The sequence below is a fragment of the Fusicatenibacter saccharivorans genome, assembly GCF_027667425.1.
Lineage (GTDB): Bacteria > Bacillota > Clostridia > Lachnospirales > Lachnospiraceae > Fusicatenibacter > Fusicatenibacter saccharivorans.
Genome location: NZ_JAQEGR010000023.1, coordinates 1 through 24672 on the forward strand (window position 1 = coordinate 1; position 24672 = coordinate 24672).

Consider the following 24672-nt stretch of genomic DNA (forward strand, 5'->3'; position numbering starts at 1 on the left):
GCAAATCTTTTTCGGATTTACTGCTTCATGTGCCGCTGCGGTGCGGCGGGATGGATATTCAGTTGAAATAAAAGAGGATGGTGGTACTTTAGTCTATCGACTCTTTACTAACTATTAGGTAATCTTGAAAGATTTTCCTTGAATTTATCTAAAGAATGTTCATTGTTTCCCGCAAAAATAAGTGGAATTGTATATTCATATGATATGCCATTTTCATAGTCCGATAATTGTATTTTTATAGTATCATCCCTCTCATCTTTAGGTGCTATATATATGAATGAATTTTTATTTATATCAGATATTTTCCCTTTTTCAGAAGAAACAGTATAACCCCAGTCTGTTAAATTTGTCTTTATTGTAACTTCTGTTTCTGTTTCTTTTCTAGTCTGCAATGCTGTTTTATCGATTTGGATATCAAAAGGAGTCGAACCTAACAATTCACTGTTTATATTTACAAGTTCTTCTCCATTTGTTTTAGAAATATTAGATTCATCTTCATAATTTTGTTGAGATTCATCTTTTGGTGTTTCTCTGTTACATCCTAATAAAAAGCATAAAATAATTAGTACTAATACAGAAAGTTGTTTTTTTTGCATTTATTTCTCCTTTCATATTATCAAAGAAAGCACTGAGAGTACTTTCAAGAAATTTTGAAATATTCTCAATGCTTTCTATTTTTTGATCATAAACTTGCCGGTAATGATACTATGTTAATTTATCTCTTTCGCGTAACCTTTGTTGCAATATACACATGCACCATTCACCCATTTGTGAGACATTTCAATCGTCTCAACTTCATAAATGCTTACTTCTCCACAAATTAAACATTGTTTGTAATTATATACATGACGTGTCGCACATTTATCCCAGTCATCATATATACCAGGCATTTCATCTTCATATCCATAGTACTGGGGAGAACCCCAACTATGAGTATGAGCGGCAAATACAGTCATTGGAGCAGCTACAATTCCAGCTACTACTGAAAGTGCTAAAATAGATTTTCTTAAATTCATAAGTTCCTCCCTTTCCTTAAAAATACATAGCTCTTTGTTACATTGTCATTTTAACATAATAATTGGTAAAATGCAATAATTTATTTTCTATTTACGAGAAAATACTGTGCATATTATCTTATTTAGGAATAGTTAAGGCGGCTACCTAAATCTTTTTATTACTTTACCGCACATGAGCATTGGAGCCCGGGTTATCCGAGCCGTAGCCCTCCAGCAGATTAACCACGCCCCACACGCCAAGGCCAGCACCGAGAGCAATAACGAGGGTCTGTAAAGTGTCGATTGCAGATGAGAAAAATGCCATATAAGCCTCCATTTCTCCGGGATTTTCCCGGTAACAAAAAAGCCGCCCATGCAGGCGGCAGGTTACAAACTTCGGGACACTTTGTCTCGAAGCATTTATGCAAAGGCGTCTGGATCGTCGATGTCATCATAGTTGAGGATGTCCTCGTCCTCTTCCGTGAGTGCATCGTCCGGCACAGTCACCTCATACATCGTACACGCCTCGTTCAGACCGGGCCGCCTGCGGCGGTTAATGAGCCTGTCGAGGTCAAAAGCGTTTTTCTGTTTATCGGCCTCCGCCGTATAGCGGTAGTTCGGATGCCGTTTCAGATCATACTTGGGAGAGAAGAACGGGGGCAGGCCCCGAAGCTGCAAAATACATTTATCTCCCGGCATGGTTGCAAGTTCGGCTGGGGTCATCAGTTCCCGGCCCAGCCGCTGGGTATTTTGACTGTAGCTTTCCGACTGACCACGGGAGCGGCTGTCGGTCTGCATACTGATTGTGGCTTTTCCCAGCCAGTTCTCGGATATTTCCTTGATGGTGCTGGCTTCGCGGCCACCAAGGAACACCACGCTGTCCATGTTGCCGAGGATTGTCTCGGCGTGCTTATCGTAAATGGCCTTGCACTGTGCCAACTGCTGATACAGCAGGCAAAGACTCACCTCGCGGGAGCGGATAACCGCGACCAGCTTTTCGAGCTGGGGCACCTGTCCCGTGTTGGCTGCCTCGTCCCACAGCACCCGTACATGGTGCGGCAGGCGGCCACCGTGAACATTGTCCGCCCGTTCACACAGGAGGTTGAACATCTGCGAAAATGCAAGTGCCACTAAAAAGTTGTAGGTCTGCGTGGTATCGGAAATGATGAAGAATACCGCCGTTTTCCGATCTCCGATGCGGTCAAGCTCCAATTCGTCATAGGCCATGACTTCACGAAGCTGCGGGATGTCAAAGGGAGCCAGCCGCGCACCGCAGGAAATTAAAATGCTTTTTGCCGTCTTGCCAGAGACAAATTGTCAAGGACTTTTTAATCAAATTCACAAAAATCTACAAAAAAGGTGCCAGAAGCACCGTATGGCTCCTGACACCTCGTTTGATAGATTACATTTTTCCGTTCAGCAGATCTTTGCAGAGATACGCATAGTCTGGCAGCTGGTTGATATATGGCTCCCAGCGCCGCTTAATTTCGGCCAATTCCAGCGGATCGGCTGCTTCCAGTGCATGATCGTTGCCTGTCATATATAAAACATCCGTAGCAACATCATCCAAACACCTGCCGCAGAGATCGGCGGCTGATTCGATTCTGATACCGGTATCCACATAGACTGGATTGACGCCAATCGCCAGCCAGACATAGCCTACCTTGTCCGACCAGAGCAGTTCAAAATCAGGGCTTTGCCGCAGATGTTCCGCAAAGACCTCCTTTACTCGTTCAATTTCATGCTTCTCTTTTTCTGTGTAAAGCATTTTCGTGTCCTCCTTGACAAAAATTTTGGTGCGTACCATCATCAGTTTAGCACAAGACGGCTTCGTTTATCAGTCTGTCACATCTGCTGAATTTCATTTTTGAGCATACGCTTGATTTTATCGCTCATGGTTTCTGTGCTGGTATTGCTGAAATGGACATGAACCTTGTAGGTTGTCTTTCCGATTTTCTTTACCATCGCCGGCGTGTTTTCCGGCGCTCTGGACGCAGTAGCGGCATCTGCCGCCTGCATAGTACGGGGTTCTTTGTTCATGGCGCTCCTTTCTCCGAACGGGTCTGTGCCGCCCGGTAAAAAATCAATCGTGCTTACTGTTTACAATGTCTTTTGCCGCCTGTCGGGTAGCACCGGCATTTTCTTCCCGGAAATTCTTCCCGTCAAAGAGAATCGGCGCACACCGTTCCAGAATACGGTCATAGATACGGGCGTGAGCCAGATCAGGCGGGTTTTTCAACTCGGACAGTTTCAAGTTTGTTGTGATAATCATGGGTCTGCGGCTGCGATAGCGGCTGTCGATGACGAAAAACATCTGCTCCATAGCATATTCTGTACTGCGCTCTACACCCAAATCGTCAATGATAAGCAGGTCATATTCGTCAAAGCTGGCGATAAAGTCGGCCCTGTCCTCGGAAAACATGCCCGTCAGACGGTTCAGGATGGTGGGAAAGTTCGTCATCAGCACCGGCACATCCCGGTCAAGCAGGGCGTTGGCGATACAACCGGCGAAAAAGGACTTGCCGGTTCCCACATCCCCAAACAGAAGCAGGCCGGTGTTGTTCCTGTATGCCTCCTTCCAGTTCTCCACGTAGGCGCGGGCCTTGTCCATCAGAGGATTTTGGCCGTTGTCGTTGGCAAAGGTGTAGTCGTACAGATAACGGTCTTGCAAACCCTGTGCCTTTCGGCGTTTGATACGCTCCATGCGGCGCTGCCGTTCTTCAGCAGCCTTGCGCTGCTCCTCAGCCTCCCGCTGGCACTGGCAGATGCAGCGCGGCATAAAGTAGCCGGATTTCCCGAAGCATGGCACAACAGTCTGCCTCTGGCCGCCGCATTTCTTACAGTGGATGAGACCGTCTGCCGGGTCTATGTACTCGTCCCCGGCCAGTTCCACACCGGCGGCTGCCTTGTCGATCAGCGCCCGGATTTCTGCGGTAATCTCAATCATACGGTTTCATCCTCCTTTACGCTGTAATCCCGGTTGCGAGAGGGCGGGGCTGCTTTCTTCGCGTCCTCACCGGCCCAGCGCCGGATGGTCGCTGCATGGCTCTGATAACGCTTGCCGGTAGAAGCCATGTACTCGGACAGTTTTTCGATGTACTGGCCCCATACAGTGGGAAAGCTGGTCTGCAAGTCTGCCATTTCCTCGTCCGTCAGGAAAACATTCTGGTAACGGCCATAGGCGCGGGCGGAGCGTCCCTTCTCTATCTCTCTCTTTATCTCTATCTCTTTCTCTAACTCTATCTCTATCTCTGGTGGACGAATGTCGGACAAATGTCCGCCGTTTGTCCGGGGCGCGGAAAGAGCCTTATTTTGGAGCCTCGCCGCCCGCTTTCGCTCAGCCTCGGTAGAGGACTGGCCGATTAAAAGTTCGATGTTGCTCATGTAGAATGTGCCGCTCTCCAGCACTTCCACAAGACCCAGCTTCAAAAAGATCTGCAAGGCTCTCTCCACAGTGCCGATCTGCTGGCGGGTAATGGTGGCGATCATCTGCGCCGTGTAAGGAATGTCCTCGTCAAGTTGAAGCCGTCCACCATGTTTCAGCGATTTCAGATACAGCTTGAGCAGAATGTTGGAATACAGCACACCATCCTGCATACTTTCCAGCAGCACGATGGAATCATCGTCAAAATAGTTTTCTTTGAGTTTCAGGTAATAATATTTTCGGTTGTCTGACATAGGGTTCCTCCTTGGGGTTTCTCTTGGGATTCTGTACGCATTTTAAGGCCGTTTTAGGGGTCAGAGGATAAATCTATCAGCCTGCCTTTGACACCCTCGAAAAAAGCCTTGATTTACAAGGGTTTTTCAGCCCCTAAAGCGTGACATTTCTCCCGTTGTTTCCGCTTGCGCTTTGCGGCGTTGATCCGCTTCATGCGTGCGGCACATTCCGGGCAGTATTTGGCCCGGTTGGAACCGGGGGTAAACAGCGCCCCACATACGGCGCACTTCTTCGCATTCAGCCGGTGGAACAGCGCCGTTTCCAGTTCCTTATCCTGCGGCAATACCGCCGCCCGAAACCACCTGCACAACAGGGAGTAGGAAATAGACTGGACACAGACACATTCCTCCCCATCGTCCAGGGCGATACAGTTTCCGTCGATGTAGTTACAGCACTCATGCACCAGCCTCCGCACTCTGCGGTACTGGCGGTAATCCATGACGGGGATAGGTTCAGACTTATTGTTCTTCATAAATGATTTCTTTCATAAAGTCGGTAACCTCCTTAAATGAATTTATTGTTAAATATTCGTGCAAAGTATTGTTTTCTTCGTGCAAATGGCATATACTATAATTGCCAGCAGAAAGGGGTTGATCGTATGGCTGGAAATACCACAAACATCAGTATCCGCATGGACGCAGATTTGAAAGCGCAGGCGGACGCACTGTTTACTGAACTTGGCATGAACCTGACTACGGCGTTTAACATCTTTGTGCGCCAGTCGCTTCGTGAAGGCGGCATTCCCTTTGAGGTAAGGCTGGAACAGCCGAACAAAGAAACGGTTGCTGCCATGCTGGAAGCGGAAAGGATTGCAAAAGACCCGTCTGTAAAGGGCTACAATGACCTTGACGAGTTATTTGCTGACCTGAAAAGATGAAAGAAACCAAATATACCGTCAAGTACACGACCAGTTTCAAAAAAGACTACAAACGAGCCATCAAGCGTGGCTTGAAGATCGAGGTGCTGGAGCAGGTCGTAGCGTTGCTGGCGATGGGCGAACCGCTGCCGGATAAGAACCGTGACCATGACCTGTCCGGCGATTGGGCAGGCCATCGGGAATGTCACATTCTCCCGGACTGGCTGCTTGTCTACCGCATAGAAGATGATGTTCTGGTGCTGACGCTGGCCCGCACCGGCACACACAGCGACTTGTTCGGCAAATAAACAGTCTGCCGCCGTATGGGGAAACCTGCACGGCGGTTTTTCTGTATACAAAAGTATGTCGTGAAACGCGACGCACTTGACAGGGGGTACGCCAAAACGCGGTAGCCTTTACCGCTCCGGCTCCCGGTCGTGAGACTTGTCCCGTTCCTGTCTGGACAGCTGCTCGGCGGTTTTGCGGAGCCGTTCCACTGCTTTCAAATCCTCCCGCATGGATTTCATGGCAAGCGTGTCCGCCTGCTTTTCGGCGGCCAGCTGGTCGATCTCCCGATGCCATGCCTTCGGGGTGATCCCCTCGCCGCTGTCTTTCAGTTCTTTCAGATACCGGGCCGCTGCGTCATACAGAATCAGTTCCCGACTGTGGCGCTGTTCAAACTGTTCCCGTTTTTCCGGCTTTACTTTGGCAAGCTGCTTGTGGATGGACTTGTACTGGTTGTACTGTTCCCACATCTCCCCGCGCTCGGTAAGGGTGGCGATCCGGCGCTCGGCCTTGACGATTTTTCCCCGCAGGTCATAGTAACGGGTGTTCATATCTGCGATTTTTTCATGGAGCTGCTGCATGGATTGGATGCCGTTTGCCTGCAAAAAGCTGAACAGGGCGGCGCTCTCCTGTAAAGCCCGGATTTTGCCGGTGCGGGTGTCGGGCCGCTTGAGCTGCTGCTGGGCCTCCCACAAGTCAATCATGCTGGGCTGCTGGCCCTCCGGCTTCTCGGCCTCGGCCTTCGACCAGTTGTAGAGGCGGGTAATGCGGGCCTTGATTTCTTTCAGCAGCTTGTTGTCGGCGGCGATCTGCCGGTTGACTTCCCCCTTGTCGGTGCGGATGCCGCGCTTTTCCATTTGGCTGGCGGCTGGCCCCAGATGGACAGAGGGAATTTTATCAATGCCCTGCCGCTTGTAGCTGCGATGGTCAATGCGTTCCGGTCTGCCGGCAGATTCCAGCGCTCGATTGGTGTAGGCCGCCCACGCTGCCCGCCAAATCTCCACATTTCCTTTATCGTTCCAATCGGTTGTATCCTCTCTGTGATTTTTCCAGCCGCCTTTCCCATCCGGGATACGCTGTCCATTCTCGTCCAGATCGTATGCCTTGCGGCACTTTGCGCCCCACTGTCCATTTTCTTTCAAAGGCCGGAGCGTCAGCATGATATGGACATGAGGGTTGCCGGTTCCCTTGTCATGGATAGCAAAGTCGGCGCACATTCCTTTGTCTACAAAGTTGTCCTTCACATAGGCGCGCACAAGGGCAAGCTGCTGTTCATCGGACAGTTCACGGGGCAGGGCTGCCTCGATCTCGCGGGCAAGCTGGCTGTCCCTTGCTTTCTCGATTTGCTCCACGCTGTTCCAGAGGATAGAACGATCTGCAAATTCCGGCGGCGCGTGGGCGGGCAGCATGATCTCCGCATGGACAATGCCGCCTTTCCGGGTGTAGTCGTGGGTCATTCCGTCCCATTCATTTGTCAGCTTGGTTCCGCTGCGGTAAGCAGCTGCGGCAACAGCAGAACGGCCTGCGCTGCGCTTGATGATACTGACGGGGATATGACAGAAATCTATGGGGAACACCTCCTTTCAGTGAGGGGATAACAGGCTCTGTGGATCCAAACAAACGCAAAGCGGGTGTTTGGCTTCGCAGAGCGCACAAGGGGTTTGGGGAGTGTAGCTCCCCATCGCGGACGAAGTACGCAACGCCCCCGGCAGGGCGCACAGCACCGGCAACGGTGTATAAGTGCGCCCTTGTAAACAAGGGACTTACGGCTTGTCCCCGGATTTCGGCAGTTTTGCGGCCAGTTCTTCCGCCCCCGGAAGATGGGACAGGGCAATCAGGAACGCTTTGACCTCTACGCCGGGAAGGTCGGGGGCCAGAGGGAAAATGCCCTCCAAAACGGCCCCACGCTCAATCAGGCGGCGGGTGCGAACCCTGCGTTCTTCATTCCGCTGCTTGTTCTCCAAAATCTTCTTTCGGTTTTCAAGCTGCCGAATCTCCTTCAGGACTTTCTCCCGTTCTTCTTTTTGGGGGTGGGCTGTAATTTTTTCGTTCATGTCAGGCACCTCTTTTCTTTGAAAATACTCATAGATTGACCGTCCATTTCTGTCGAGCAAAGTACCGGCGCAGCCTCCGCAGTGCGGCATGGATGGATTTTCCCGCCTGTGATGGCGTGATACCCTCCATTGCGGCAATATCTTTCACTTTCATATCCAGAATATAGCGGGCGTGAACACGGCGAGCCTGCATAGGCGGCAGGGAGGAAATGGCTTCATACAATCGCCGTATCAGTTCTTCGTATTCGGCTAATTCTTCTTTTTCTATCAGGTAGTCCTCCGGCGATGGCTGCGCCCAGCCGATGGCGGCATTTTCGATTCCATCGTTACAATCGAGGGAATAAAACGCCTTATACCGGAACATCCTGCGATCTCTGGTGGCCTCGGCTCTCTTGTCCAGAAGAAACGTTTCGACGATCTCATCGGACACCTCCACAAAAATGTCCTCTTTGCAAAATGGATAATATTGTTTGAGATTGATGGTCTGCATAGGCACGCCCTCACTCTGTTTGAAAAAGGTCATCATAGCAGCGGCGCATATTCCGCAGCCCCCGGTGGATGGCAACGCTGACCTTGCTGCTGTGGACGCCCTCTATCCGAGAGATTTCCGGCTGCTTGATACCAGCAATGTAGTAGGCGTGAACACGGCGGGCCTGTGTCGGAGTGGCATGAGCCAGAGCCACCGGCAGAGCTGCAATCAGGTATAGGCGGGTGGTCATTTCTTCTCGTTCCAGCAAAATATCTTCCGGCGATCTGCTGTGTTCCAGTGCGTAATTTTCCAGCCAGCTGTATGCGTCCAGAGAGTAGTAGGCGCGGTGGTAGACTTTCCGACGCTCATAGTTCTCCATCTCCCGCTTGGCCTGATACATCGCTGCCCATACCTCGTCCGTAACATCCACAAACTCGTCATGCCGGTAGTGGGGATACATCCACCGCAGATTGATTGTTTTCATAGGCTTACCTCCTGAAAATCGGAGAGGCGGACAGCTCGTCCGCTGTCCGCCCCTCGCTGAGATAAGGGAAATAATCCCTTTCACTTGGTAGCCAGAAAACAGGTCATTCGTTAAGCCTGTTCTCAAAGAAATTTATAAATTTTTTTCTGACCGCCTCCACACTTTGATAAACAGCCACTTTGGAGCAGCCGCACAGCACACCGATCTCTGCAAGGCTCAGCCCGTCAAGCGCATAGAGCAGGAACCGGCGGCGCTGGGCCTCGGTACAGGTGTCCAGAACAGCCATCAGCTCATGCAGCGTTTCCATGCGGCAAAGGTATTCCTCCGGCGTTTCGCCGTAGACCCCTACACCCTCGGTGGTAATGATGTACTCGTCAAACTCCCGGCCATCCCAATGCCGCCGCTGTTCATGGAACAGATTCTCCGTTTTATGATCGGCCTGGTCAAGAAATTCATAGACTTCCAGCGTGACCTCCACGGCCACAGCTTGTCCGTTATAATTGATGGTAACTTCCATCTGCCTTTCCTCCATTCAGATTTTTTGGGTAAATCTGCATGGGGCGGCGGGGAGCGGCACCGGGGATAAAGTTCGGGCCATGCTGACCCGATGTTCCGGCTCCACAGGGACAAAAAAGCGCCCGGACGGCATAAAGCCATACGAGCGTAATAGAGTATATTTTGCTGTTTAGTTACATGGTATAGTGCATACTTCTGACCGCATTGCTCCGCTGCTGGGAACAGGCTTTTTTTAGCTGGTGCAGGTCATGGGTACTGTGAAAAAAGGCAAGCATAGACACGGCGGCAATCCTCCTATATGCCGCCGTGGATTTACACGGTGTTAGGGTCGTCGTAGACTTGCCGATAGGCAAAAAGAAGCGGCGGCTCTGAAAATCAAAGCCGCCGTAATTTAGAAATGGCGCGTGAAAATACCTCTGCTTTGCGACGGCTTTTTTTCTTTTGCCGTCGTCCGGCAGATTATTTCTTTATGAGTAAGGGCGAAAAATCAATCGTAATCATAAAATTATGGTCATGTATTTCAATTATTGGATTTGTACAATTCATCATAAGTAATAGCTTTTTCACAATGTAAAGTCCTTGTCCAGACGTACCATTACTTCTTGAAACATCTGCTACATAAAAGCGTTCCAACAGTTTTGAATATTCTTCTGTAGGAATAGATGCAACAGGATTTTTAATACAGAGTTGTACAGAATCTGCGATATTAATTAGTTGAATTACAACATTATTTGTAGTGGATGTTACCGCATTGAATATAAGATTTTGTATAATGCGAATACACGCCTTTCTGTCAGCATTAAGATAGATGTCCATATTAGGTATTTCTATTTGGGGTTCAATTCCATTAACGCTGAAAATCGAATAATTGTCTAGCAGGATTTCAGTAAGCAATGAGCATAGCTCAACCTTTTCATAGTAAAATGGATATTGTCCTGCTTCTAAAAGAGAGATTTGATAAAAGTCATCTATGAGACGTTCTAATCTCAATGCTTTTCCGGATAATGCTGAAATATATTCCGCTCTTTTTTCATCAGGCGCACTTGATAGAAGTTGCAAATATCCGCGAATGGAAGTTAGTGGTGTCCGTAAATCATGAGAAAGGCAAGAAATATTCTCTTTTAATTCATTCTCCTTTTTTTGAATTTCGCCCAGATAAATATTATCTTTTGATACAATCTGATTTATGATTTCAACCAAATGCTCTAACCGCCTATCAGATAAAGACACTGTAACTAACTTTTTCGTTTTTCTATTCAGAATAGCATTTAGTTGGACGATTACTTTATATATCTGTATTTTCCAGTTAATTAAAGAAATTGAAAGGATAATGACCAATGCTATCAGAACAAGAAACATAATCGCCCAACCCATATTCTACCTCCCTTTTACTTGATTTCTTTTCTAATCATAATAAGACCGCCAACAATCAAAAGAGAAATGCACCCTATGAAATAGAATGGTAAATGCTCAATAATACCCATTGTGCGACAAGAGCTGAAATTCATCCAATAGTACATAGGATTTCCATATACAAAAAATTTTAAGGGTATTGAAACCGTCTCCATATCACTCCATAGCATTAAGTAAACAGACGCTCCACTGAATACATATAAGCAGCAAATCCCTGTTACAATCCCTGTATTTTGAATAACGACACATAAAAAAATAGAAATGCTTTCTAATGCTAATAAAACCGTTCCGCAAGCAAGAGCCCATCCCAAAAGGTTTATTACTTCACTCGCAGTTGGAATGTAACCGGATTGTATGATTTCAATAACGAAAAATGTAGCTACAAAAATCAGATACGTTATCAGAGACACCACCAATATTGTAATCGCTTTGGTGTAGTAGAGAATAGTTCGTTTAGTGCCGTATGCAACAGATAATTTGATTGTACCCGTATTATATTCTTTTGTAAAAAATATGGTTGCAAATAAAATGCCAATAATCCAGAAAAAGGCTGTATATGCAAGAGATGAGCGGGCAACAGTTTGAAACGTTGGTATTTCACTAGATAGATAACACTTAGCTTGAAATCCGATTACACTTTCTGTTCCATCTCCGGCTCCAAAAAAAGTCATGTCACCAAGTGCAAAAGAGACCATTATAACCGCCGCACATACGCCTAATATAGTTATCAATATCTTTGAGTGACGCAATTTATAAAATTCAGCTTTAAAATGGTTAATCATTTTGGCACCCTCCTATCAAATTAGTGTAATAAGTTTCAAGACTATCTCCAGATTGTGCTAACTGATAAATCGTAATGTTATTTGCACTTAGCAACGCTGATACTTTTCCGGCATTTTCAACATAATCATATAGATGAATACTTTTGTCTGGCATAACAGAAAAATTTGAAGTATTCAGTTTGCTTTCCAATAAAACACTAGCAGCAGCTACATCATTCACTTGCAACAACAGATGCTTTTTGCAGCGTTTGTCTAACTCTGTAGCGGTAATTTCCTGTAAAAGTTTCCCCTCATGTAAGATACCATATCTATTTGCTAATTGATGAAGTTCCGTGAGAATGTGACTTGAAATCAAAATAGTGATTCCACGTTCTTTATTTAGTCTTTTGAGTAAGTTTCTTAATTCGATAATTCCAGTAGGGTCTAGTCCGTTAATTGGTTCATCTAGTACGAGAAATTCAGGATTCCCAAGCAAAGCGATTGCGAGAGCTAGTCTCTGCCGCATACCCAAAGAGAAATCTTTTGCTTTTTTCTTTCCGGTATCTTTCAAACCAACTAATGCTAAAGCATTATCAATGCAACCTTTTCCTGGAATACCGCGTTGCAAACGTTGTACCTCCAAATTTTCATAGGCTGTCATATCAAGATAAAGAGAAGGGCTCTCAATAATACAGCCAATGCGCTCACGCTGCTTTGCAAGTTTCTTATTGCTTTCACCGAATAAAGCAATTTTGCCAGTAGTAGGTTCTGCCAGTCCGGTTAGTAAACGAATCATTGTTGTTTTACCGGCACCGTTTTCTCCGATAAACCCATAAATATCTCCTTGCATTACAGACATAGATACTTGATTTAGGGCTAGTGTATTGCGATACTTTTTTGTGATGTTGATAGCTTCAAAAACTGTTACGTTCATTTTTTCACAGCTCCTTTCTTGTTATTTAGTATCGCAGACAATTCCTTGAATAATCTAAAGGTAAAGCTAAAGATTATCTAAAGCTCACTTTGCAAATCGGTAACCCAAGCCCCATATGGTCTTAATTCGGCAGCCTTCGCCCTTTAATTTTTTTCGTAAGTTACTTATATGTGTGTTAATGACATCATTATCCCTTGCAAATGGTTCTTGCCAAATACTTTCATAAAGATTTTGCTTAGAAAAAACTTTATCAGGATATTTCGCCAGTAGTTCTACAAGTTGATACTCTTTTGCTGTAAGCACAATAATTTCGTCTGCAACAGTAACTATCTTTGAAGATGTATTAATGGAAAGTTCTCCAAAGGTCAAACAAAGATTGGGAGTATCTTTTTGACTTCTTAGCAAATTGCGTTCAATTCGCGCTAGTAATTCGTCCAAATCAAACGGCTTTGTTAAATAGTCATCAGCACCCAAGCGTAGCAGTTCGACTTTGTTGAATGTTAAACTTTTTGCAGAAACAACAATTACAGGTACGTCTGAAAATTTTCTGATATTTCTAATTAACTCATCTCCACTGATAAAAGGAAGCATTAAATCTAAAATAATTAAATCTGGGGATAATTCTTTTATACGTTCAATCGCATTTGCACCAGTAAGTGTGAAGAAGACTTGATAATTGTACTTTTCCAGATGGTCTTTTATCATAACGCAAATTTCTTTATCATCTTCGATAATTAAAACATTATTCATGTTGAAACTCCTTTCTGCGTCTATCAGTCGGCTTTTCCGCGTCCTTTGGGATCAGCCAAACACCAGCCATATTCACAGCGCCAGGGATACGCCCACCAGCGCAATAATAATTTGCACTACGAGGTGTCACGCCCCACTTTTCGGCGGCCTCTTTCAATGTCATATAGTCCATTTCGCACCTCCACAGAGTACATTATAGTTCTCTTTTTCGAACAATGCAAGAAACGGGATATGAATTATAAACTTCAACTAACCTGCATACAGTGACATTCCACAGGCGAAGTATGAATTATACAATGTAACAGGGTGATATTATATGGCGAAAGTTGAAGATTGTCCCGGTTTTGAAACCTTCGGCGCAGATGTCAAAGCCGCACGAGAGGCAAAGCGTCTGGCACGAAAAACATTGGCGGAAATGGTTGGGATTGAATGGCGGTATCTTGCCAACATTGAGAATCAAGGTGCAATTCCGAGCCTGCCTGTGATGATCCAATTGATTAAGATCTGCGGACTTCCCGTGGAACGGTATTTTAACCCGGAGATCATGCGGGAAGAAAGCGAACAGCGGCAACGGGTCAGCCACAAGCTGAAACTCTGCCCTGAAGAATACCTGCCGATTATCGAAGGTGCCATAGACGGGGCGCTCAAAATGGAACAGACTGCGAAGCAGAAGGAGGACGCATAATCGCGGCCTCCTTCTGGCATTTCTATATCAAGGTTCCCGGCACTTTTCCAAAAGTTCCTGACACCTCTGCTGGATTTCTCTGGTTTCTGTCACAGTCAGTTCACGCTCGTTTCCGGTAATTTTATCTTCCAGAAAGTTGGCGTATGTACCCAGCAAAGCGTTCCGTAAATCCTCTGGGGTTTTCTGTATCTCGGCGCTATACCAGTCATTCCGGTGGGGTTCCCATGCCATCAATGTATAACCGTGGCTGGTCTGAACCACCTCATACAGAGGGTCATCATCCAGATATGCCTGAAACACTTCCAGAACCTTTTCAAAGGTCAGCATTTCCCACACCTCCCATTCAGCTGCAAATCAGTTCCCTGAGTAAAATTTCCTCAATCTGTGCCGTTAATGTGTTCATCAGCCCCACCCAGCGCATGGGGTCACGGGCTTTCAGTTCCTCGGTGACGCCCGCCGCCTCCATCATGCGGGGCAGCATGGCGTCCATCCGCTCCCGCGCCGCCCGATCAATCTCCAACAGGTGCGGGTACAGCTTTTCGCTCAAAATCAAGCTGCTATAAAGGCCGGGCCGGTGTTCCTTCAGGTAGCGTTGCCGCATACGGCCATACTTGCCGATGGGGGCCTCCGGCTGCTCGGAAAGTTTCAGATCAGGGATGTAGTAATCTCCGCAGCGGGTGTAAGTCAATTCGCTCATGTTCATTCTCCTTTGCACTGTAATGGTTAAACTGTGGCACTGGCCGATACGGTGGCCTTGCGCGGCTCCTGCCTGGGTAACTGGCTGACGGTGGTAAAAATGCCCTTCTCCATGTCCTCGGCCCGGATTGTGGCCTTTGCTGCCTCCACCTGGGCCTTGCGTTTGGCGTTGTAGCGTTTTTCCCATTCCTTCTGCTTGCCGTTGGCCTTGCGGCGTAAGTAGTTCTGGTGAAGCCTGTCCTTGCGTTCCTCCTTCTTCCGCAGTTCTTCTTGTTCTTCCGGGGTCAGTGGAACCGGCTGCAAGGCGGGCGGGATATACCGGCCCACAAAATTGAAGTAGATTTCAACCTCCTGCGTAGTGTCCTGGCTGCCTTTTCGGGCGCGTTCGTGGACAAGGATTTTCTCTACAAACTCGTTGAGCATGGTGTTTGTCAGCGTGTCAAAATTCTCGTACTTATCAATCAGGGCTATAAATTTCTCCGCTGATTTCTGGCTCTGCTCATAGCCGGTAACAGCCTTTTCCAACTCCGCAATTTCAATCTCAAGTGCATCCTGCTCTTTGGCATACTGTGCATCAAGCGCCTTATATCGTGCATCCGGCAGCTTGCCGAGGGCGTTGTCCTCATAGATTTTGCAAATCAGTTTTTCCAGTTCTCCGGCTCTCTTTTGGGCAGCAGCCAGACGCCTGCGCTTTTTCGATATATCGGCACTCTGTTGAGCAACCTGCGTCTCCTGAACAGTGTGAATAAATTCCGTCCGGTCATTTCTCGAATATTCAGCGATAGCCCGGAGCGTGTCGGAAACCAATGTCAGGACAGCACTCTCATTGATACGGTGTTGTGTAGGGCATAGTGTCCCACACGGAACTTTGGTATAATTGGAACAGGTATATTGAGAAACCCGCTTGCCATTGTTGGTGCGGTGGACATACATCTTGCCGCCGCAATCGGCACAATAGAGCAAGCCTGTGAGGGGAGCCGCTTCGCCCCAGCCGTTTGGATAACGCCGTACATTGCTGCGGATTTTCTGCGCCAAATCAAAGGTCTGCTGGTCGATAATGGCTTCATGGGTATTCTCAAAGATCGTCCATTCGTCCTCAGAAACATAGTGGCTTTTCTTGTCCTTAAAGTGCTTGCGGGTCTTGAAATTGATGGTATGCCCTAAATACTCTCGTTTTTTCAAAATGTTCACGATGGTAGATGATCCCCATCCATATGGGTCTTTGATCGGCTTTGAACGGTTCACACCCTCGTTGAAGCGGGCAAGGTGTACGACAGGAATTTCAATCCGGTCTGTGGATAATTTGCAGGCGATCTGGTAAGGCCCATATCCCTCCAGCGTGAGGGAGAATATACGGCGTACCACTTCGGCAGCTTCCTCATCTACCAGCCAATGCTCCCGTTTTTCGTCCCATAAGTAGCCGTAAATCACAGTGCCGGTCAGGTGCTTGCCACTCATGCCTTTTGACTTAAACACAGAGCGGATTTTCCGGCTGGTATCACGGGCGTAAAATTCATTCATAATGTTACGGAAGGGCGTAAAATCGTCATCGCCTTTCAGACTGTCCACACCGTCGTTGATGGCGATCAGCCGGACGCCGCGCTGCCGCAAAATCTCCATGACCTGGCCGACTTTCAGATAATCGCGCCCCAGGCGGCTCATGTCTTTGATAACAATGGCCTCCACCCGTCCGGCCTCGACTTCCTCCATCATCGCCAGAAATCCGGGGCGGTCAAAACGGGTGCCGGAGATACCATCATCGGTAAAGTGCGTAGGGTTGGGCAGCCCGTTCCGGCGGGCAAAATCCTCTAACATCTGCTTTTGGTTGGATATGGAATTGCTCTCGCCCTGTAACTCATCGTCCCGGCTCAGGCGCTCGTACAGTGGGGTAATTTTTTCATTTCTCATGGCTGTACCTCCTGAAACAAAAATGCTCTAAGTGATTGCTTCACTAACCATGACAAAATCATGATTAAGAAGTCACTTAGAGCATATATCACCGCTGGCCAATTTGTACTTTTTATACTGTTTGACCGCAAAGCAATCCGGCTTGCGCTTTTCAAGCCCGGCAAACATATAGTCCACCGCGTTCATAAAGTCCTCGTCATCCTCCTTGACCTCCATGCCGGAAATCATATCCACAAGGGTATTCATGTTCCGATCCTCGGCAGGCCCCTCGAAAATGATGTAGGCAATCAGGGCGCAGTATAAAAGCGTTTCCGATTTCGTCCAGAATGGATCGCCTTCCTTGCCTTCGCCCTTGGTGTTGGAAATCAGGGCATCCACGAATTTCAGAATATCGGCCTCGTTGCGGATATACGCCAGCGGGTTATAGTGCATGGATTTTGAAAAATCTATGCTGTTGAATACCTTGATTTTGTACCCGCGTTTTTGCAGGAAAGCTCCGACCTGTCCCAGCACACCGCCTTTGGGATCGACCACCACATAAGAGGAATGAGCCTGTAAAAGCTGGGGCGTGAGCCAGAAGCGGGTTTTGCCGGAGCCGGATGAGCCGATAATGCAGCAATTCAGGTTTCGGGCATTTGCGGGGATTTTAGGGCGGGTGTTCATCGTGAGAAACTCCGTCCCGGTCAAAATCACGTTGTTTTCAAACTTCGGATCGACAAACGGTTTGATGTCTTTTTCCGTTCCCCATCGAGCGCTGCCGTATTCTGCATCCCGCCGAAACTTCTTAGCGTTCTTGCTTTTGAAATAGATCAGCAGCCGGAAACCAACTGCGCCTACAATACCGACAAGCCAATCCAGCGGGGCAAGACCGGGTGCAAAGTCAGCAAAGGCCGGGCCAATCGTCTGGCCCAGTCCGATGAGCTTATGTGCAAAATCGTTACCCGCTGCCAGCCGGTAGGCCGTTCCCAGCTTGAGGAACGCCCACAGGATGAACAGATAGGGAATGTTCGGAATGAGATATTTTCTGATCTTATCTGTCCTCATGGGCCACCTCCTTTGCACGTTCTTTCTGCTTCGGCTTTTCTTTGGAAAGCTGATCTGCCGCCTGTTGCAGTTGTTCCCGGAGGGGAACACGGTTCGATTTTGCTTTGCTTAACACCTTCCGGGAATACTCAGAAAAGCAGGCGGTCATTGCGTCTGCCTGTCCAGCCTTGAAAAACAGCAGGTATTTGTCCGGCCCGGTTTTATAGAACGCATAGTCTACATTCCATTTCCGGGCCACGCGGTCAAAGGACTTGGCATCCCCGGATAGCTCAATGCTGTTGGTGGCTGTACCGTGGGCCATGAGCTTTCGCACACTTTGTTTTCCATGCGGTACTTGCCGCCCACGGTATGCCTTGCGGATCTTCCGGCCCACCATGCCCAGCACATACGCCAGTCCCCGCGCCGTCAGCTTGGTTGTTTTTACGGATATGGCTATCGTGCGCCGGGAAATATCTTCATCAATCAGTTACACCGCCTCCTTCCTTGGGACAATTTGTCTCGAAGTGCCATCATCGATCCCCACGGTCTTTTTTCTGCATTTGACGGTAGCCCTCCAAAGAAGAACCGTCTATGATTTCCTGATAAGCGGCCATTTGCTCCCGGATAGAGAGCTTCGGGAAAGAGAATACCTTATGCTCCTTGGGAATATCCTGCAAGCCGTGATACACTTCCACGAAATGATCGCTTTCTTTGACAACATAGCCGCCCGGGGCAAAATGGCCGTTTTCGTGGATGCAGGCATCCCGGCCATACGCCTCATAATCGAAATACGGTTTTACCTGATCCGGCACATCCAACATTTCCAGATCGTCCACATAAATACGCCCCAGCGTTTCCTCATCGGATACGCCGGGGTAAAAGCCGTAACAGTCCAGATTTTGTGTCAGATTGATGATGTCCCGCACCGAAGAACAGTGATCGCCGCTGTCGAGGACGGCCTCCAGTGTTTCCAGCTCCGATGAGGTAAGCCCGGAAAGCAGGCAGGCCAGATGATTAAGCTCGTCCAGATTTTCATACTCGCTCAAATGGTCATAGAGCCCCAGCACATCCCCATCGAAAGAGGTAATAAAAATTTCCTGATAGCGGACGCCATCCACGCCGATCCGTTTCAAGAGAGCCTCCACCTCCTGGGCGGTTGTGGGAAATTTCAGTGTTTCACCCACAAGCTGGCCCTCGCTGTACTTTCCGACGTTGGTAACGTAGGCTTCAAACAGGGTTGCCATTAGCGGCGGCCCTGTCCCTTGACGGTCAGGATGCCCTCAAGGGTTGTTGCCGTAATTCCCAGCCGCTGGGCCACGGCAATATCATTTTTCATGGCTTCGGTCATACTGTGCCCGCAAACAACCAGCACATGAGAACGGCGGAGCAGGTCACGGCTCATGTCGATGCCGCTTTTATGCTCCTCGGGAACAGCATCATTGAGAAACAAGGGCAAGTACAGGGGCGGGCAAATAGGAGAAAAGCCTGCCTCATACACGGTGCGGCAATACTGCGCCGCCAGTTCTGCGTTTTCGCTATCGCCGCCGAGCCATGCAGCGGTGATATAAGCAAGGGGTCGTTTCATCGTTCATACCTCCGATATTTTAATAAGAAAGTTCAACCCAAACCCCACGCCCTTTCCCAGTCTTGGGAAAGGGGGCGGCTCTGGAGGATATACCCCCGCCGCTTGCCGGGGAAATAGCACAGCCGGGGCAGACCGTCAAGGGCGAGCCGCCGAAAACGGCGGTGCGCTGCACCCTTGACGGCCCACTCCCGGCTGTACTAAAAAACAGGCGGCGACGGGTATATATACCACCAGAGCCTCTGCGCGAGGGCGGGGCCCTCGGGACAAAGTGTCTCGAAGTTGTTACTTGTCAAGTTCCTGCTTTTTCGGGGCTTTTGCCAGCTCCGGCGGCTGTTTTTCTTTCCAGTCATCCAGCAGGGACATAATCTGTTCTTTCATTTTGGCGGGAGTGACCTCCTTGCCAAAATACTTTTCCAGTTCCGCAGTAGAAATAATCACGCCTCGATCCTCCTTTTTCTGTTCTGATAAGATACCGTCAATGACATCGCCATTGAGTTTGCCTTCCTTATCCAGCTCCCGGAGCCGTTTAGCCTGGGCCAGTGAGGGCGATGCCTGCTCCCCGTCAATGGAAACAGCGATAAGCCTCTGATTTTTCGGTTTGATGTAGGACAGCTCCACGGCAGGCATGAAGCCCATCTTTTTATCGTCTACCTTGTCCAGAAGCTCCGGCACAAGGGAGTTGAGCCGCAAGTAGCGCATGACCTTTTTATAGTTCATTTCATGCGCCTCGCCCACAATCTCAACCGAGCGTTTCCCGACATCGCCTTCCGCAACGCCTTTCAGCCGCCCGCCCTGGTGCTTGATGTCCTCCACTTCCAGCTCCAGCAGGGCGGCCAGTTCGCTGGGGAGCGTCTGATCCCTCTGCTTGTTGCTGTCCTTCATGGCCTGAACCGCTTCGTGGTCGGTCATTTCACGGACGATAAAGGGCATTTCATCCAACCCGGCCAGTTCACTGCCGTGGGTACGGCGATGACCCGCTACAATTTCATAGCCGTTTCCATCTTTCTCCGGGCGGGCAAGACCGGGAACCATTACACCATTTACGCGGATAGAAGCAACGATTTCCTGCATCTTCGCATCGTCCCGTACCTTAAAGGGGTGCGGACGGAATGTGTGAAACGGATGAACCTCGGAAAGTTTCAGATAAACCAGCTTGCCTTCCTCAACCGGGCGGGGCGGTGTAGTCGGCTCGGGAGCTGTCTGTTCCGCAACAGTCTCCTTCGGTGCCGTATCTTGTGCGGGCTTAATGGGCTCCTTGGCATCCGGAGCCTTTCCATCACTTCGGGACACTTTGTCTCGTTTGGACGGCTTGGGCTTGTCAGGGGCCGCCTTATCCGCCTTGGGTGGGCGGCCCTTGCGGGCCCCAGCCGATTTCTCCGCTTTCTGATTTTCAGTCGCAGCCTTTTCCGCTTTCGGCGGACGGCCACGGCGCGGCTTTTTCGGTTCCTCCGTATTGGCGGGCTGCGGTGTTTCTCCGGGGGCTGCCGCCTCTGGCGTTTCGGGGGTTTCCGCCTTTTCGACTTCGGCGCGGGCATTCTGCCTCTTTTCCGCCATAAGCTCATTGATTTTGTCAAAGGACACAACCACATCGCCGGACTCAGGTATGGCAGGCCCGGTCTGTTCCTGCCGGGGCTCAGACGCTGCGGCCTGTTCGGGTGTGGTGATAGGCCCGGCGGCCTCCGGGGAAGTATTCTCCGCAGGGCCTGTGTTCAGTTTTTCATCGGCCATTTACGATCCTCCTTTTCGTTAAAGTTGCACAAATTTGAACGCTAAAATTTTGTAGTTATTTTTGTGCCTCCTTTCCGTCTATCCACGCAAAAAAGCCGCCCGTTTTTCATGCCGGACGGCTTTTTGCGTAATGTGATAGATCAAATATTATTTTTTCTGATTTGTAGGCTCCGAAAAGCCTTGTATTTACAGTGTTCCTAATAGGAAGTAATCATAGTATTGAAGAATGTAGAGGGTGCTTGAGAAAAGTGTCCTCTATTTTTTTATGCTTGCCACCTAAAATATTGATTTCAAATGTCACATTTTTGAAGAAAGTTATGTTTCGGTGATATTTTTTAAATTAAAATCCCAATCCACAACATTTTTACCCATTATAGACGATGCTGTGATATACTGTAGCTAATATATGTAATTTTGACTAATTTATTTTGGAAGTGTTCATTTGATGAGCTTCAGGAGGAACAATGAGCGTATCTTATAAAAAATTATTTAAATTACTAATTGATCGTGACATGAAAAAGAAAGATCTGAGGGAACTTGCCGGAATTGGAAATAGCACTATGACTAAGTTGGCCAATAATGAAAATGTAACGGTTGAAGTTATGGCAAAAATATGTAAGGCACTTGATTGTAAAATGGATGATGTAATAGAAATTATTTAGGACGATTCAGATAAATAGATAAAACGAGGGATTTTATTATGGCAAAAATGATTGATGAAAAACCATCCTTCAAAGGGGAAGGGAAAGTTTGGGATAAATTAAATGAATACTTGCCCAGTGATATGGTTGTGTATAACCAGAGAGAAATCAATGGTAGAGAGTATGATTTTTGTGTTATGGCAGAAAACCTTGGTATTGTTGTAATTGAGGTTAAGGAGTGGCTTGCTGAAAAGATTATAGTAAACGGTGTTGATAATATTGATGTAGAAGGTTATGAGAGGCCACAGACATCGCCCAAAAAGCAAGCGAGAGTTTATAGATTTGCCATACTCAATAAAATAAGCGAGAAATATAATGTAAGCCCATTGGTTTTAGACATGGTATGTTACCCATTTATCAGTAAAGCCGAGTATGAAAGTAGTCGTTTAGATATTATTTCGGAGGAACAATATACTATTTTTAAAGAAGACTTAGAGGATCGCGAACGGTTAAATAACAAAATAATCAATGTTTTTCAAGTCAATAGCGTTATTCCACATTCTGATTTTTCTTATGATTTAATGTTTCGCATTAGAAGAAGCCTAGAACCCGATATTAAAGAGAATGTTGAAGACGGCAAGGTGTTACCCTATTCGAAATTGTATATTATACCGGATATGCCTAATATAACAGAAGTTGAAGAGATGATTGATATTTATTTTATGGGTGTAAAAAGCATTATTTTTGTTGAGGATGGTGCTTGCTACAAAAATATTATTAGATGCTTAAATGACGGTTTAAGAAAACGTAACGTGGATTATAAAAAAAATAATTTATATTTGGGATATTACAAGGGAATTTCAGAAGAGAAAGATGATGATTGTTTTAGAATATTTAATTTTGAACTGTACCACATTGATTCGTTGGGGGCAAAATGTTCTGAAAAAATTGTTGTTAAAGAAGGAAAAGTAACACCTCAAGCATACGATGTGTTAAGAACGCTTTCAGAGTGTTCTGCATTCAATCTGCAGCAATACGAAGTAGAGCACGCATCTACTTTGCATGACATTTTAGTTGAGGCCGGGGCTGGAACAGGAAAGACATTTTCGATGGTCTCCAGAATTGCATATCTCTGTAATAAAGAAGTGGACGCTGTTTCCAATATAGCAGATGAGATAGCAATGGTGACGTTTACAAATGATGCAGCAATTAATATGAAAAAAAGATTAAAGCAAATGTTTGTGAACTATTTTGTATTAACGGGAAGAGAAAAATATCTCAAATTTGTAGAGGATATTGATCGTTCAAATATTTCAACAATCCATAAGTTTGCTATAGGAATTTTGAGAGGAGAATCCTTGTATACGGGACTGGGAACCAATTTTAGAATTACAGAAAATGAACATAAGAGAGGAAAAACCTATGATTTGTTTTTGGGTGAATTCCTGGAAGAAAAAGAATGTGAGAATGCAAATTTTGTAAATGAACTACCTATTCCAATCTATGATTTAAAAAAGAAACTTATGAGTATTGCGGATAGGCTTTTTGATAAGAGTATTAATTTGGAACAAATAAAAACATCCGAAATGGGCGTCACTGTTGATAATAATATTCCGTATTTTAATGAATTGCTTACAAGAGTTGTATTTCCAGCAGAAGAGTTGTATTTGGAAACATTGAGAGATGGTAACAATATTGACTTAAAGGAAAGCGTTATTGAATTGGAAAAAATATTGTCAGGGGGATGTGAAAAATTAAAAAATTTACATCTTAAATATTTATTCATTGATGAATTTCAGGATACTGATGACGTACAGATTGAAATATTTCAGAAGTTGCAAAAAGGCATCAATGCGGAATGCAAGTTGTTCGTTGTCGGTGACTTAAAGCAAAGCATTTATAGATTTCGAGGTGCTAAATTGAATGCTTTTCAAAAACTTCAGAATGGCAAGAAAAAGGAGTGGAGCCACCATAGATTAAATCGTAACTATCGTACAGATCAAAGACTACTCAGCCTGTTTGATGAAATATTTGCGAAAATGGGGAGTAAGAATATATTGCCATATTCTGGAAAAGCAGATCGGTTAGTGAGTGATGTTATTTCAGATGCAAAGGATGATGAATTGTTGGTTGAACTGCCTTGTCATGGCAAAGAGAATGAGAAGATTCTAGAATTGCTGAATGAAACTATTCTTTCAGAAGTTACAAAGCTAAAAGAACTGATGAAAAATAAGTCGCTTAGTAAAGAAGAACGAACAATTGCTATTTTGGTTAGAAGTAATTGGCAAGTTGAAAATGTTGTAAAGGCAGCGGCAAAAAAGAATATTAATGTGGAAATAAGCACTGGCGGCGATTTGTTTCAACTGCCATCAACATTGGATTTGTATAAATTAGTTTTAGCTATTAGCCATAATACTAGCCCGGTCTATTTGGTGAATTTTATTGAATCCAATTATACGGATTTGAAACTTGATTATCAAAAATTTCATTGTATGTCTGAGAAAGAAAAACTAAAAGAATTAAAAAATATATTAAATGCTTTCTTTGTAAAACGGATGAATATGAGTTGGGAAAGTGTTTTGAATGAGGTATATACGCAACCGGTTCTGTATGCATTAAAGAATATAATTGAATCTTTGAGACCTTGGGATAACTATACTCAGATTCCGGAGAAGAAGAGATTATACATTGCTAATCATGAGTATTTGATGGAGAAAATGATCAAATTTACACATGTAGATACATTGACATTGAATCAGATTATTGAATATCTTGGGATAAATATTTTGACCGGTCAGAGACAACTTTCAAGATCAGTAGAAGTTGACGATGAAGGTGTGCATGTGATTTGCAGTACAGTTCATAAATCTAAGGGGTTAGAATACGGAACGGTGATTTTACCATATACTTTCGAGGATATAAGCGATATAAAAAAGGTTAAATTAGAGACAAACTATAACGATAATAGTTTGTCGTACACTGTATTGTTTGAAAATGGTATTCGAGAAAGAAATTCAAATTACAGTGAGGGTAAGGAAGTCGATGAGCAAATTGCTGAAGAAGCCCGGATTCTATATGTTGCATTGACAAGGTCGATACGGAATTGCATTTGGATTAATAATATAGATAGTACTCCGCAAATTAGTTGGGGATCACTATTGGAGGGATAAT

30 protein-coding genes and 2 pseudogenes are annotated in these 24672 nt (G+C 46.4%); 5 read left to right on the plus strand and 27 right to left on the minus strand.

The window, feature by feature from the left end:
- Positions 1-107: 107 nt before the first annotated feature.
- The 9 genes and pseudogenes from PGS38_RS16045 to PGS38_RS16085 all read right to left on the minus strand — a co-directional run bounded on the left by PGS38_RS16045 (position 108) and on the right by PGS38_RS16085 (position 5185).
- Positions 108-596 carry a hypothetical protein gene (locus PGS38_RS16045; protein ID WP_002569239.1) on the minus strand — a complete coding sequence of 163 codons (489 nt, stop codon included), beginning with the start codon at positions 594-596 and terminating at the stop codon, positions 108-110.
- A 114-nt stretch (positions 597-710) separates the two neighbouring features.
- Positions 711-1016 carry a hypothetical protein gene (locus PGS38_RS16050; protein ID WP_002569240.1) on the minus strand — a complete coding sequence of 102 codons (306 nt, stop codon included), beginning with the start codon at positions 1014-1016 and terminating at the stop codon, positions 711-713.
- Between the two features lie 163 nt (positions 1017-1179).
- A complete protein-coding gene (locus PGS38_RS16055; RefSeq protein WP_014080223.1) occupies positions 1180-1320 on the minus strand; it encodes a Maff2 family mobile element protein in 141 nt (46 codons plus the stop codon).
- Positions 1321-1415: 95 nt separating this feature from the next.
- A pseudogene (locus PGS38_RS16060) lies at positions 1416-2312 on the minus strand (VirD4-like conjugal transfer protein, CD1115 family); the annotation flags it as partial.
- 85 nt (positions 2313-2397) lie between these two features.
- A complete protein-coding gene (locus tag PGS38_RS16065) occupies positions 2398-2805 on the minus strand; it encodes a hypothetical protein (RefSeq protein ID WP_442857964.1) in 408 nt (135 codons plus the stop codon).
- Positions 2806-2840: 35 nt separating this feature from the next.
- Positions 2841-3014: a transposon-encoded TnpW family protein gene (locus PGS38_RS16070; RefSeq protein ID WP_431603106.1), complete on the minus strand. Its 174-nt coding sequence runs from the start codon at positions 3012-3014 to the stop codon at positions 2841-2843.
- A 64-nt stretch (positions 3015-3078) separates the two neighbouring features.
- The gene (locus tag PGS38_RS16075) at positions 3079-3942 is read right to left on the minus strand and encodes an ATP-binding protein (protein WP_118012924.1); all 864 of its coding nucleotides are present in this window, start codon (positions 3940-3942) and stop codon (positions 3079-3081) included.
- Positions 3939-4673 carry a phage replisome organizer N-terminal domain-containing protein gene (locus PGS38_RS16080; RefSeq protein ID WP_119188971.1) on the minus strand — a complete coding sequence of 245 codons (735 nt, stop codon included), beginning with the start codon at positions 4671-4673 and terminating at the stop codon, positions 3939-3941. The genes PGS38_RS16075 and PGS38_RS16080 overlap by 4 nt, the downstream gene beginning before the upstream one ends.
- A gap of 113 nt (positions 4674-4786) precedes the next feature.
- The gene (locus PGS38_RS16085; protein WP_097780863.1) at positions 4787-5185 is read right to left on the minus strand and encodes a cysteine-rich VLP domain-containing protein; all 399 of its coding nucleotides are present in this window, start codon (positions 5183-5185) and stop codon (positions 4787-4789) included.
- A 126-nt stretch (positions 5186-5311) separates the two neighbouring features.
- Between PGS38_RS16085 and PGS38_RS16090 the strand changes: the two genes are divergently transcribed.
- Positions 5312-5590 (plus strand): type II toxin-antitoxin system RelB/DinJ family antitoxin, encoded by a 279-nt coding sequence (locus tag PGS38_RS16090; RefSeq protein WP_005924829.1) that lies wholly within the window; start codon positions 5312-5314, stop codon positions 5588-5590.
- Positions 5587-5877 (plus strand): type II toxin-antitoxin system YafQ family toxin, encoded by a 291-nt coding sequence (locus tag PGS38_RS16095; RefSeq protein WP_066085058.1) that lies wholly within the window; start codon positions 5587-5589, stop codon positions 5875-5877. Before PGS38_RS16090 ends, PGS38_RS16095 begins: the two co-directional genes overlap by 4 nt.
- Before the next feature lie 108 nt (positions 5878-5985).
- On the opposite strand, the gene mobQ is transcribed toward PGS38_RS16095, so the two are convergent.
- The 10 genes from mobQ to PGS38_RS16145 form a co-directional block, all read right to left on the minus strand.
- The gene (mobQ, locus tag PGS38_RS16100; protein WP_270476427.1) at positions 5986-7431 is read right to left on the minus strand and encodes a MobQ family relaxase; all 1446 of its coding nucleotides are present in this window, start codon (positions 7429-7431) and stop codon (positions 5986-5988) included.
- Positions 7432-7617: 186 nt separating this feature from the next.
- On the minus strand, positions 7618-7908 hold the full coding sequence (locus tag PGS38_RS16105) for a DUF3847 domain-containing protein (protein ID WP_110102431.1): 291 nt from the start codon (positions 7906-7908) through the stop codon (positions 7618-7620).
- Positions 7909-7936: 28 nt separating this feature from the next.
- Positions 7937-8398, minus strand: a complete 462-nt coding sequence (locus PGS38_RS16110) for an RNA polymerase sigma factor (RefSeq protein WP_117949872.1) — start codon at positions 8396-8398, stop codon at positions 7937-7939.
- A gap of 10 nt (positions 8399-8408) precedes the next feature.
- Entirely contained in the window at positions 8409-8861 is a 453-nt protein-coding gene (locus PGS38_RS16115) for an RNA polymerase subunit sigma-24 (protein ID WP_117949870.1), read from the minus strand.
- Positions 8862-8964: 103 nt separating this feature from the next.
- Positions 8965-9378 (minus strand): RNA polymerase sigma factor, encoded by a 414-nt coding sequence (locus tag PGS38_RS16120; RefSeq protein ID WP_118012932.1) that lies wholly within the window; start codon positions 9376-9378, stop codon positions 8965-8967.
- A gap of 458 nt (positions 9379-9836) precedes the next feature.
- Positions 9837-10751, minus strand: a complete 915-nt coding sequence (locus PGS38_RS16125) for a sensor histidine kinase (RefSeq protein ID WP_014081148.1) — start codon at positions 10749-10751, stop codon at positions 9837-9839.
- A gap of 14 nt (positions 10752-10765) precedes the next feature.
- A complete protein-coding gene (locus PGS38_RS16130; RefSeq protein ID WP_055057437.1) occupies positions 10766-11572 on the minus strand; it encodes an ABC transporter permease in 807 nt (268 codons plus the stop codon).
- Positions 11565-12485, minus strand: a complete 921-nt coding sequence (locus tag PGS38_RS16135) for an ATP-binding cassette domain-containing protein (protein WP_015533989.1) — start codon at positions 12483-12485, stop codon at positions 11565-11567. Before PGS38_RS16135 ends, PGS38_RS16130 begins: the two co-directional genes overlap by 8 nt.
- Positions 12486-12569: 84 nt before the next feature.
- Positions 12570-13235, minus strand: coding sequence for a response regulator transcription factor (locus PGS38_RS16140; protein WP_014081151.1), 666 nt, complete (start codon positions 13233-13235; stop codon positions 12570-12572).
- Positions 13228-13407: a helix-turn-helix domain-containing protein gene (locus PGS38_RS16145; protein ID WP_117949865.1), complete on the minus strand. Its 180-nt coding sequence runs from the start codon at positions 13405-13407 to the stop codon at positions 13228-13230. The genes PGS38_RS16140 and PGS38_RS16145 overlap by 8 nt, the downstream gene beginning before the upstream one ends.
- Positions 13408-13551: 144 nt before the next feature.
- Between PGS38_RS16145 and PGS38_RS16150 the strand changes: the two genes are divergently transcribed.
- Positions 13552-13920: a helix-turn-helix transcriptional regulator gene (locus PGS38_RS16150; protein WP_002596316.1), complete on the plus strand. Its 369-nt coding sequence runs from the start codon at positions 13552-13554 to the stop codon at positions 13918-13920.
- Between the two features lie 27 nt (positions 13921-13947).
- Here PGS38_RS16150 and PGS38_RS16155 read toward each other — a convergent pair whose 3' ends face one another.
- The 8 genes and pseudogenes from PGS38_RS16155 to PGS38_RS16190 form a co-directional block, all read right to left on the minus strand.
- Entirely contained in the window at positions 13948-14247 is a 300-nt protein-coding gene (locus PGS38_RS16155) for a hypothetical protein (RefSeq protein ID WP_117949863.1), read from the minus strand.
- A 16-nt stretch (positions 14248-14263) separates the two neighbouring features.
- Positions 14264-14617 carry a TnpV protein gene (locus PGS38_RS16160; RefSeq protein ID WP_117949861.1) on the minus strand — a complete coding sequence of 118 codons (354 nt, stop codon included), beginning with the start codon at positions 14615-14617 and terminating at the stop codon, positions 14264-14266.
- 26 nt (positions 14618-14643) lie between these two features.
- Positions 14644-16524 (minus strand): recombinase family protein, encoded by a 1881-nt coding sequence (locus tag PGS38_RS16165; RefSeq protein WP_118505233.1) that lies wholly within the window; start codon positions 16522-16524, stop codon positions 14644-14646.
- A 90-nt stretch (positions 16525-16614) separates the two neighbouring features.
- Positions 16615-17568, minus strand: a pseudogene (locus PGS38_RS16170) (type IV secretory system conjugative DNA transfer family protein); the annotation flags it as partial.
- The gene (locus PGS38_RS16175) at positions 17555-18034 is read right to left on the minus strand and encodes a PcfB family protein (protein ID WP_330421845.1); all 480 of its coding nucleotides are present in this window, start codon (positions 18032-18034) and stop codon (positions 17555-17557) included. The gene PGS38_RS16175 and the pseudogene PGS38_RS16170, both read right to left, overlap by 14 nt.
- 43 nt (positions 18035-18077) lie before the next feature.
- Positions 18078-18791, minus strand: coding sequence for an antirestriction protein ArdA (locus tag PGS38_RS16180; RefSeq protein WP_117461867.1), 714 nt, complete (start codon positions 18789-18791; stop codon positions 18078-18080).
- A complete protein-coding gene (locus PGS38_RS16185; protein ID WP_003020223.1) occupies positions 18791-19132 on the minus strand; it encodes a DUF7768 domain-containing protein in 342 nt (113 codons plus the stop codon). The genes PGS38_RS16180 and PGS38_RS16185 overlap by 1 nt, the downstream gene beginning before the upstream one ends.
- 282 nt (positions 19133-19414) lie before the next feature.
- Positions 19415-20860, minus strand: a complete 1446-nt coding sequence (locus PGS38_RS16190; protein WP_117461868.1) for a ParB/RepB/Spo0J family partition protein — start codon at positions 20858-20860, stop codon at positions 19415-19417.
- 464 nt (positions 20861-21324) lie between these two features.
- Here PGS38_RS16190 and PGS38_RS16195 point away from each other — a divergent pair, with 464 nt between their 5' ends.
- Together PGS38_RS16195 and PGS38_RS16200 are read left to right on the plus strand one after the other, a co-directional pair.
- The gene (locus PGS38_RS16195) at positions 21325-21522 is read left to right on the plus strand and encodes a helix-turn-helix domain-containing protein (RefSeq protein ID WP_118594476.1); all 198 of its coding nucleotides are present in this window, start codon (positions 21325-21327) and stop codon (positions 21520-21522) included.
- Positions 21523-21560: 38 nt separating this feature from the next.
- Entirely contained in the window at positions 21561-24671 is a 3111-nt protein-coding gene (locus PGS38_RS16200) for a UvrD-helicase domain-containing protein (RefSeq protein WP_118594475.1), read from the plus strand.
- Position 24672: the final 1 nt, after the last annotated feature.

Coding starts and splice junctions, on each gene's coding strand:
- PGS38_RS16125 (WP_014081148.1), bottom strand. CDS start 10,751: ATGGGTTGGGCGATTATGTTTCTTGTTCTGATAGCATTGGTCATTATC.
- PGS38_RS16130 (WP_055057437.1), bottom strand. CDS start 11,572: ATGATTAACCATTTTAAAGCTGAATTTTATAAATTGCGTCACTCAAAG.
- PGS38_RS16065 (WP_442857964.1), bottom strand. CDS start 2,805: ATGATGGTACGCACCAAAATTTTTGTCAAGGAGGACACGAAAATGCTT.
- PGS38_RS16200 (WP_118594475.1), top strand. CDS start 21,561: ATGGCAAAAATGATTGATGAAAAACCATCCTTCAAAGGGGAAGGGAAA.
- PGS38_RS16135 (WP_015533989.1), bottom strand. CDS start 12,485: ATGAACGTAACAGTTTTTGAAGCTATCAACATCACAAAAAAGTATCGC.
- PGS38_RS16095 (WP_066085058.1), top strand. CDS start 5,587: ATGAAAGAAACCAAATATACCGTCAAGTACACGACCAGTTTCAAAAAA.
- PGS38_RS16160 (WP_117949861.1), bottom strand. CDS start 14,617: ATGAGCGAATTGACTTACACCCGCTGCGGAGATTACTACATCCCTGAT.
- PGS38_RS16165 (WP_118505233.1), bottom strand. CDS start 16,524: ATGAGAAATGAAAAAATTACCCCACTGTACGAGCGCCTGAGCCGGGAC.
- PGS38_RS16075 (WP_118012924.1), bottom strand. CDS start 3,942: ATGATTGAGATTACCGCAGAAATCCGGGCGCTGATCGACAAGGCAGCC.
- PGS38_RS16155 (WP_117949863.1), bottom strand. CDS start 14,247: ATGCTGACCTTTGAAAAGGTTCTGGAAGTGTTTCAGGCATATCTGGAT.
- PGS38_RS16150 (WP_002596316.1), top strand. CDS start 13,552: ATGGCGAAAGTTGAAGATTGTCCCGGTTTTGAAACCTTCGGCGCAGAT.
- PGS38_RS16105 (WP_110102431.1), bottom strand. CDS start 7,908: ATGAACGAAAAAATTACAGCCCACCCCCAAAAAGAAGAACGGGAGAAA.
- PGS38_RS16185 (WP_003020223.1), bottom strand. CDS start 19,132: ATGAAACGACCCCTTGCTTATATCACCGCTGCATGGCTCGGCGGCGAT.
- PGS38_RS16070 (WP_431603106.1), bottom strand. CDS start 3,014: ATGCAGGCGGCAGATGCCGCTACTGCGTCCAGAGCGCCGGAAAACACG.
- PGS38_RS16120 (WP_118012932.1), bottom strand. CDS start 9,378: ATGGAAGTTACCATCAATTATAACGGACAAGCTGTGGCCGTGGAGGTC.
- PGS38_RS16090 (WP_005924829.1), top strand. CDS start 5,312: ATGGCTGGAAATACCACAAACATCAGTATCCGCATGGACGCAGATTTG.
- PGS38_RS16180 (WP_117461867.1), bottom strand. CDS start 18,791: ATGGCAACCCTGTTTGAAGCCTACGTTACCAACGTCGGAAAGTACAGC.
- PGS38_RS16085 (WP_097780863.1), bottom strand. CDS start 5,185: ATGAAGAACAATAAGTCTGAACCTATCCCCGTCATGGATTACCGCCAG.
- PGS38_RS16190 (WP_117461868.1), bottom strand. CDS start 20,860: ATGGCCGATGAAAAACTGAACACAGGCCCTGCGGAGAATACTTCCCCG.
- PGS38_RS16140 (WP_014081151.1), bottom strand. CDS start 13,235: ATGAATAATGTTTTAATTATCGAAGATGATAAAGAAATTTGCGTTATG.
- PGS38_RS16050 (WP_002569240.1), bottom strand. CDS start 1,016: ATGAATTTAAGAAAATCTATTTTAGCACTTTCAGTAGTAGCTGGAATT.
- PGS38_RS16195 (WP_118594476.1), top strand. CDS start 21,325: ATGAGCGTATCTTATAAAAAATTATTTAAATTACTAATTGATCGTGAC.
- PGS38_RS16045 (WP_002569239.1), bottom strand. CDS start 596: ATGCAAAAAAAACAACTTTCTGTATTAGTACTAATTATTTTATGCTTT.
- PGS38_RS16145 (WP_117949865.1), bottom strand. CDS start 13,407: ATGGACTATATGACATTGAAAGAGGCCGCCGAAAAGTGGGGCGTGACA.
- PGS38_RS16110 (WP_117949872.1), bottom strand. CDS start 8,398: ATGCAGACCATCAATCTCAAACAATATTATCCATTTTGCAAAGAGGAC.
- PGS38_RS16115 (WP_117949870.1), bottom strand. CDS start 8,861: ATGAAAACAATCAATCTGCGGTGGATGTATCCCCACTACCGGCATGAC.
- PGS38_RS16055 (WP_014080223.1), bottom strand. CDS start 1,320: ATGGCATTTTTCTCATCTGCAATCGACACTTTACAGACCCTCGTTATT.
- PGS38_RS16080 (WP_119188971.1), bottom strand. CDS start 4,673: ATGTCAGACAACCGAAAATATTATTACCTGAAACTCAAAGAAAACTAT.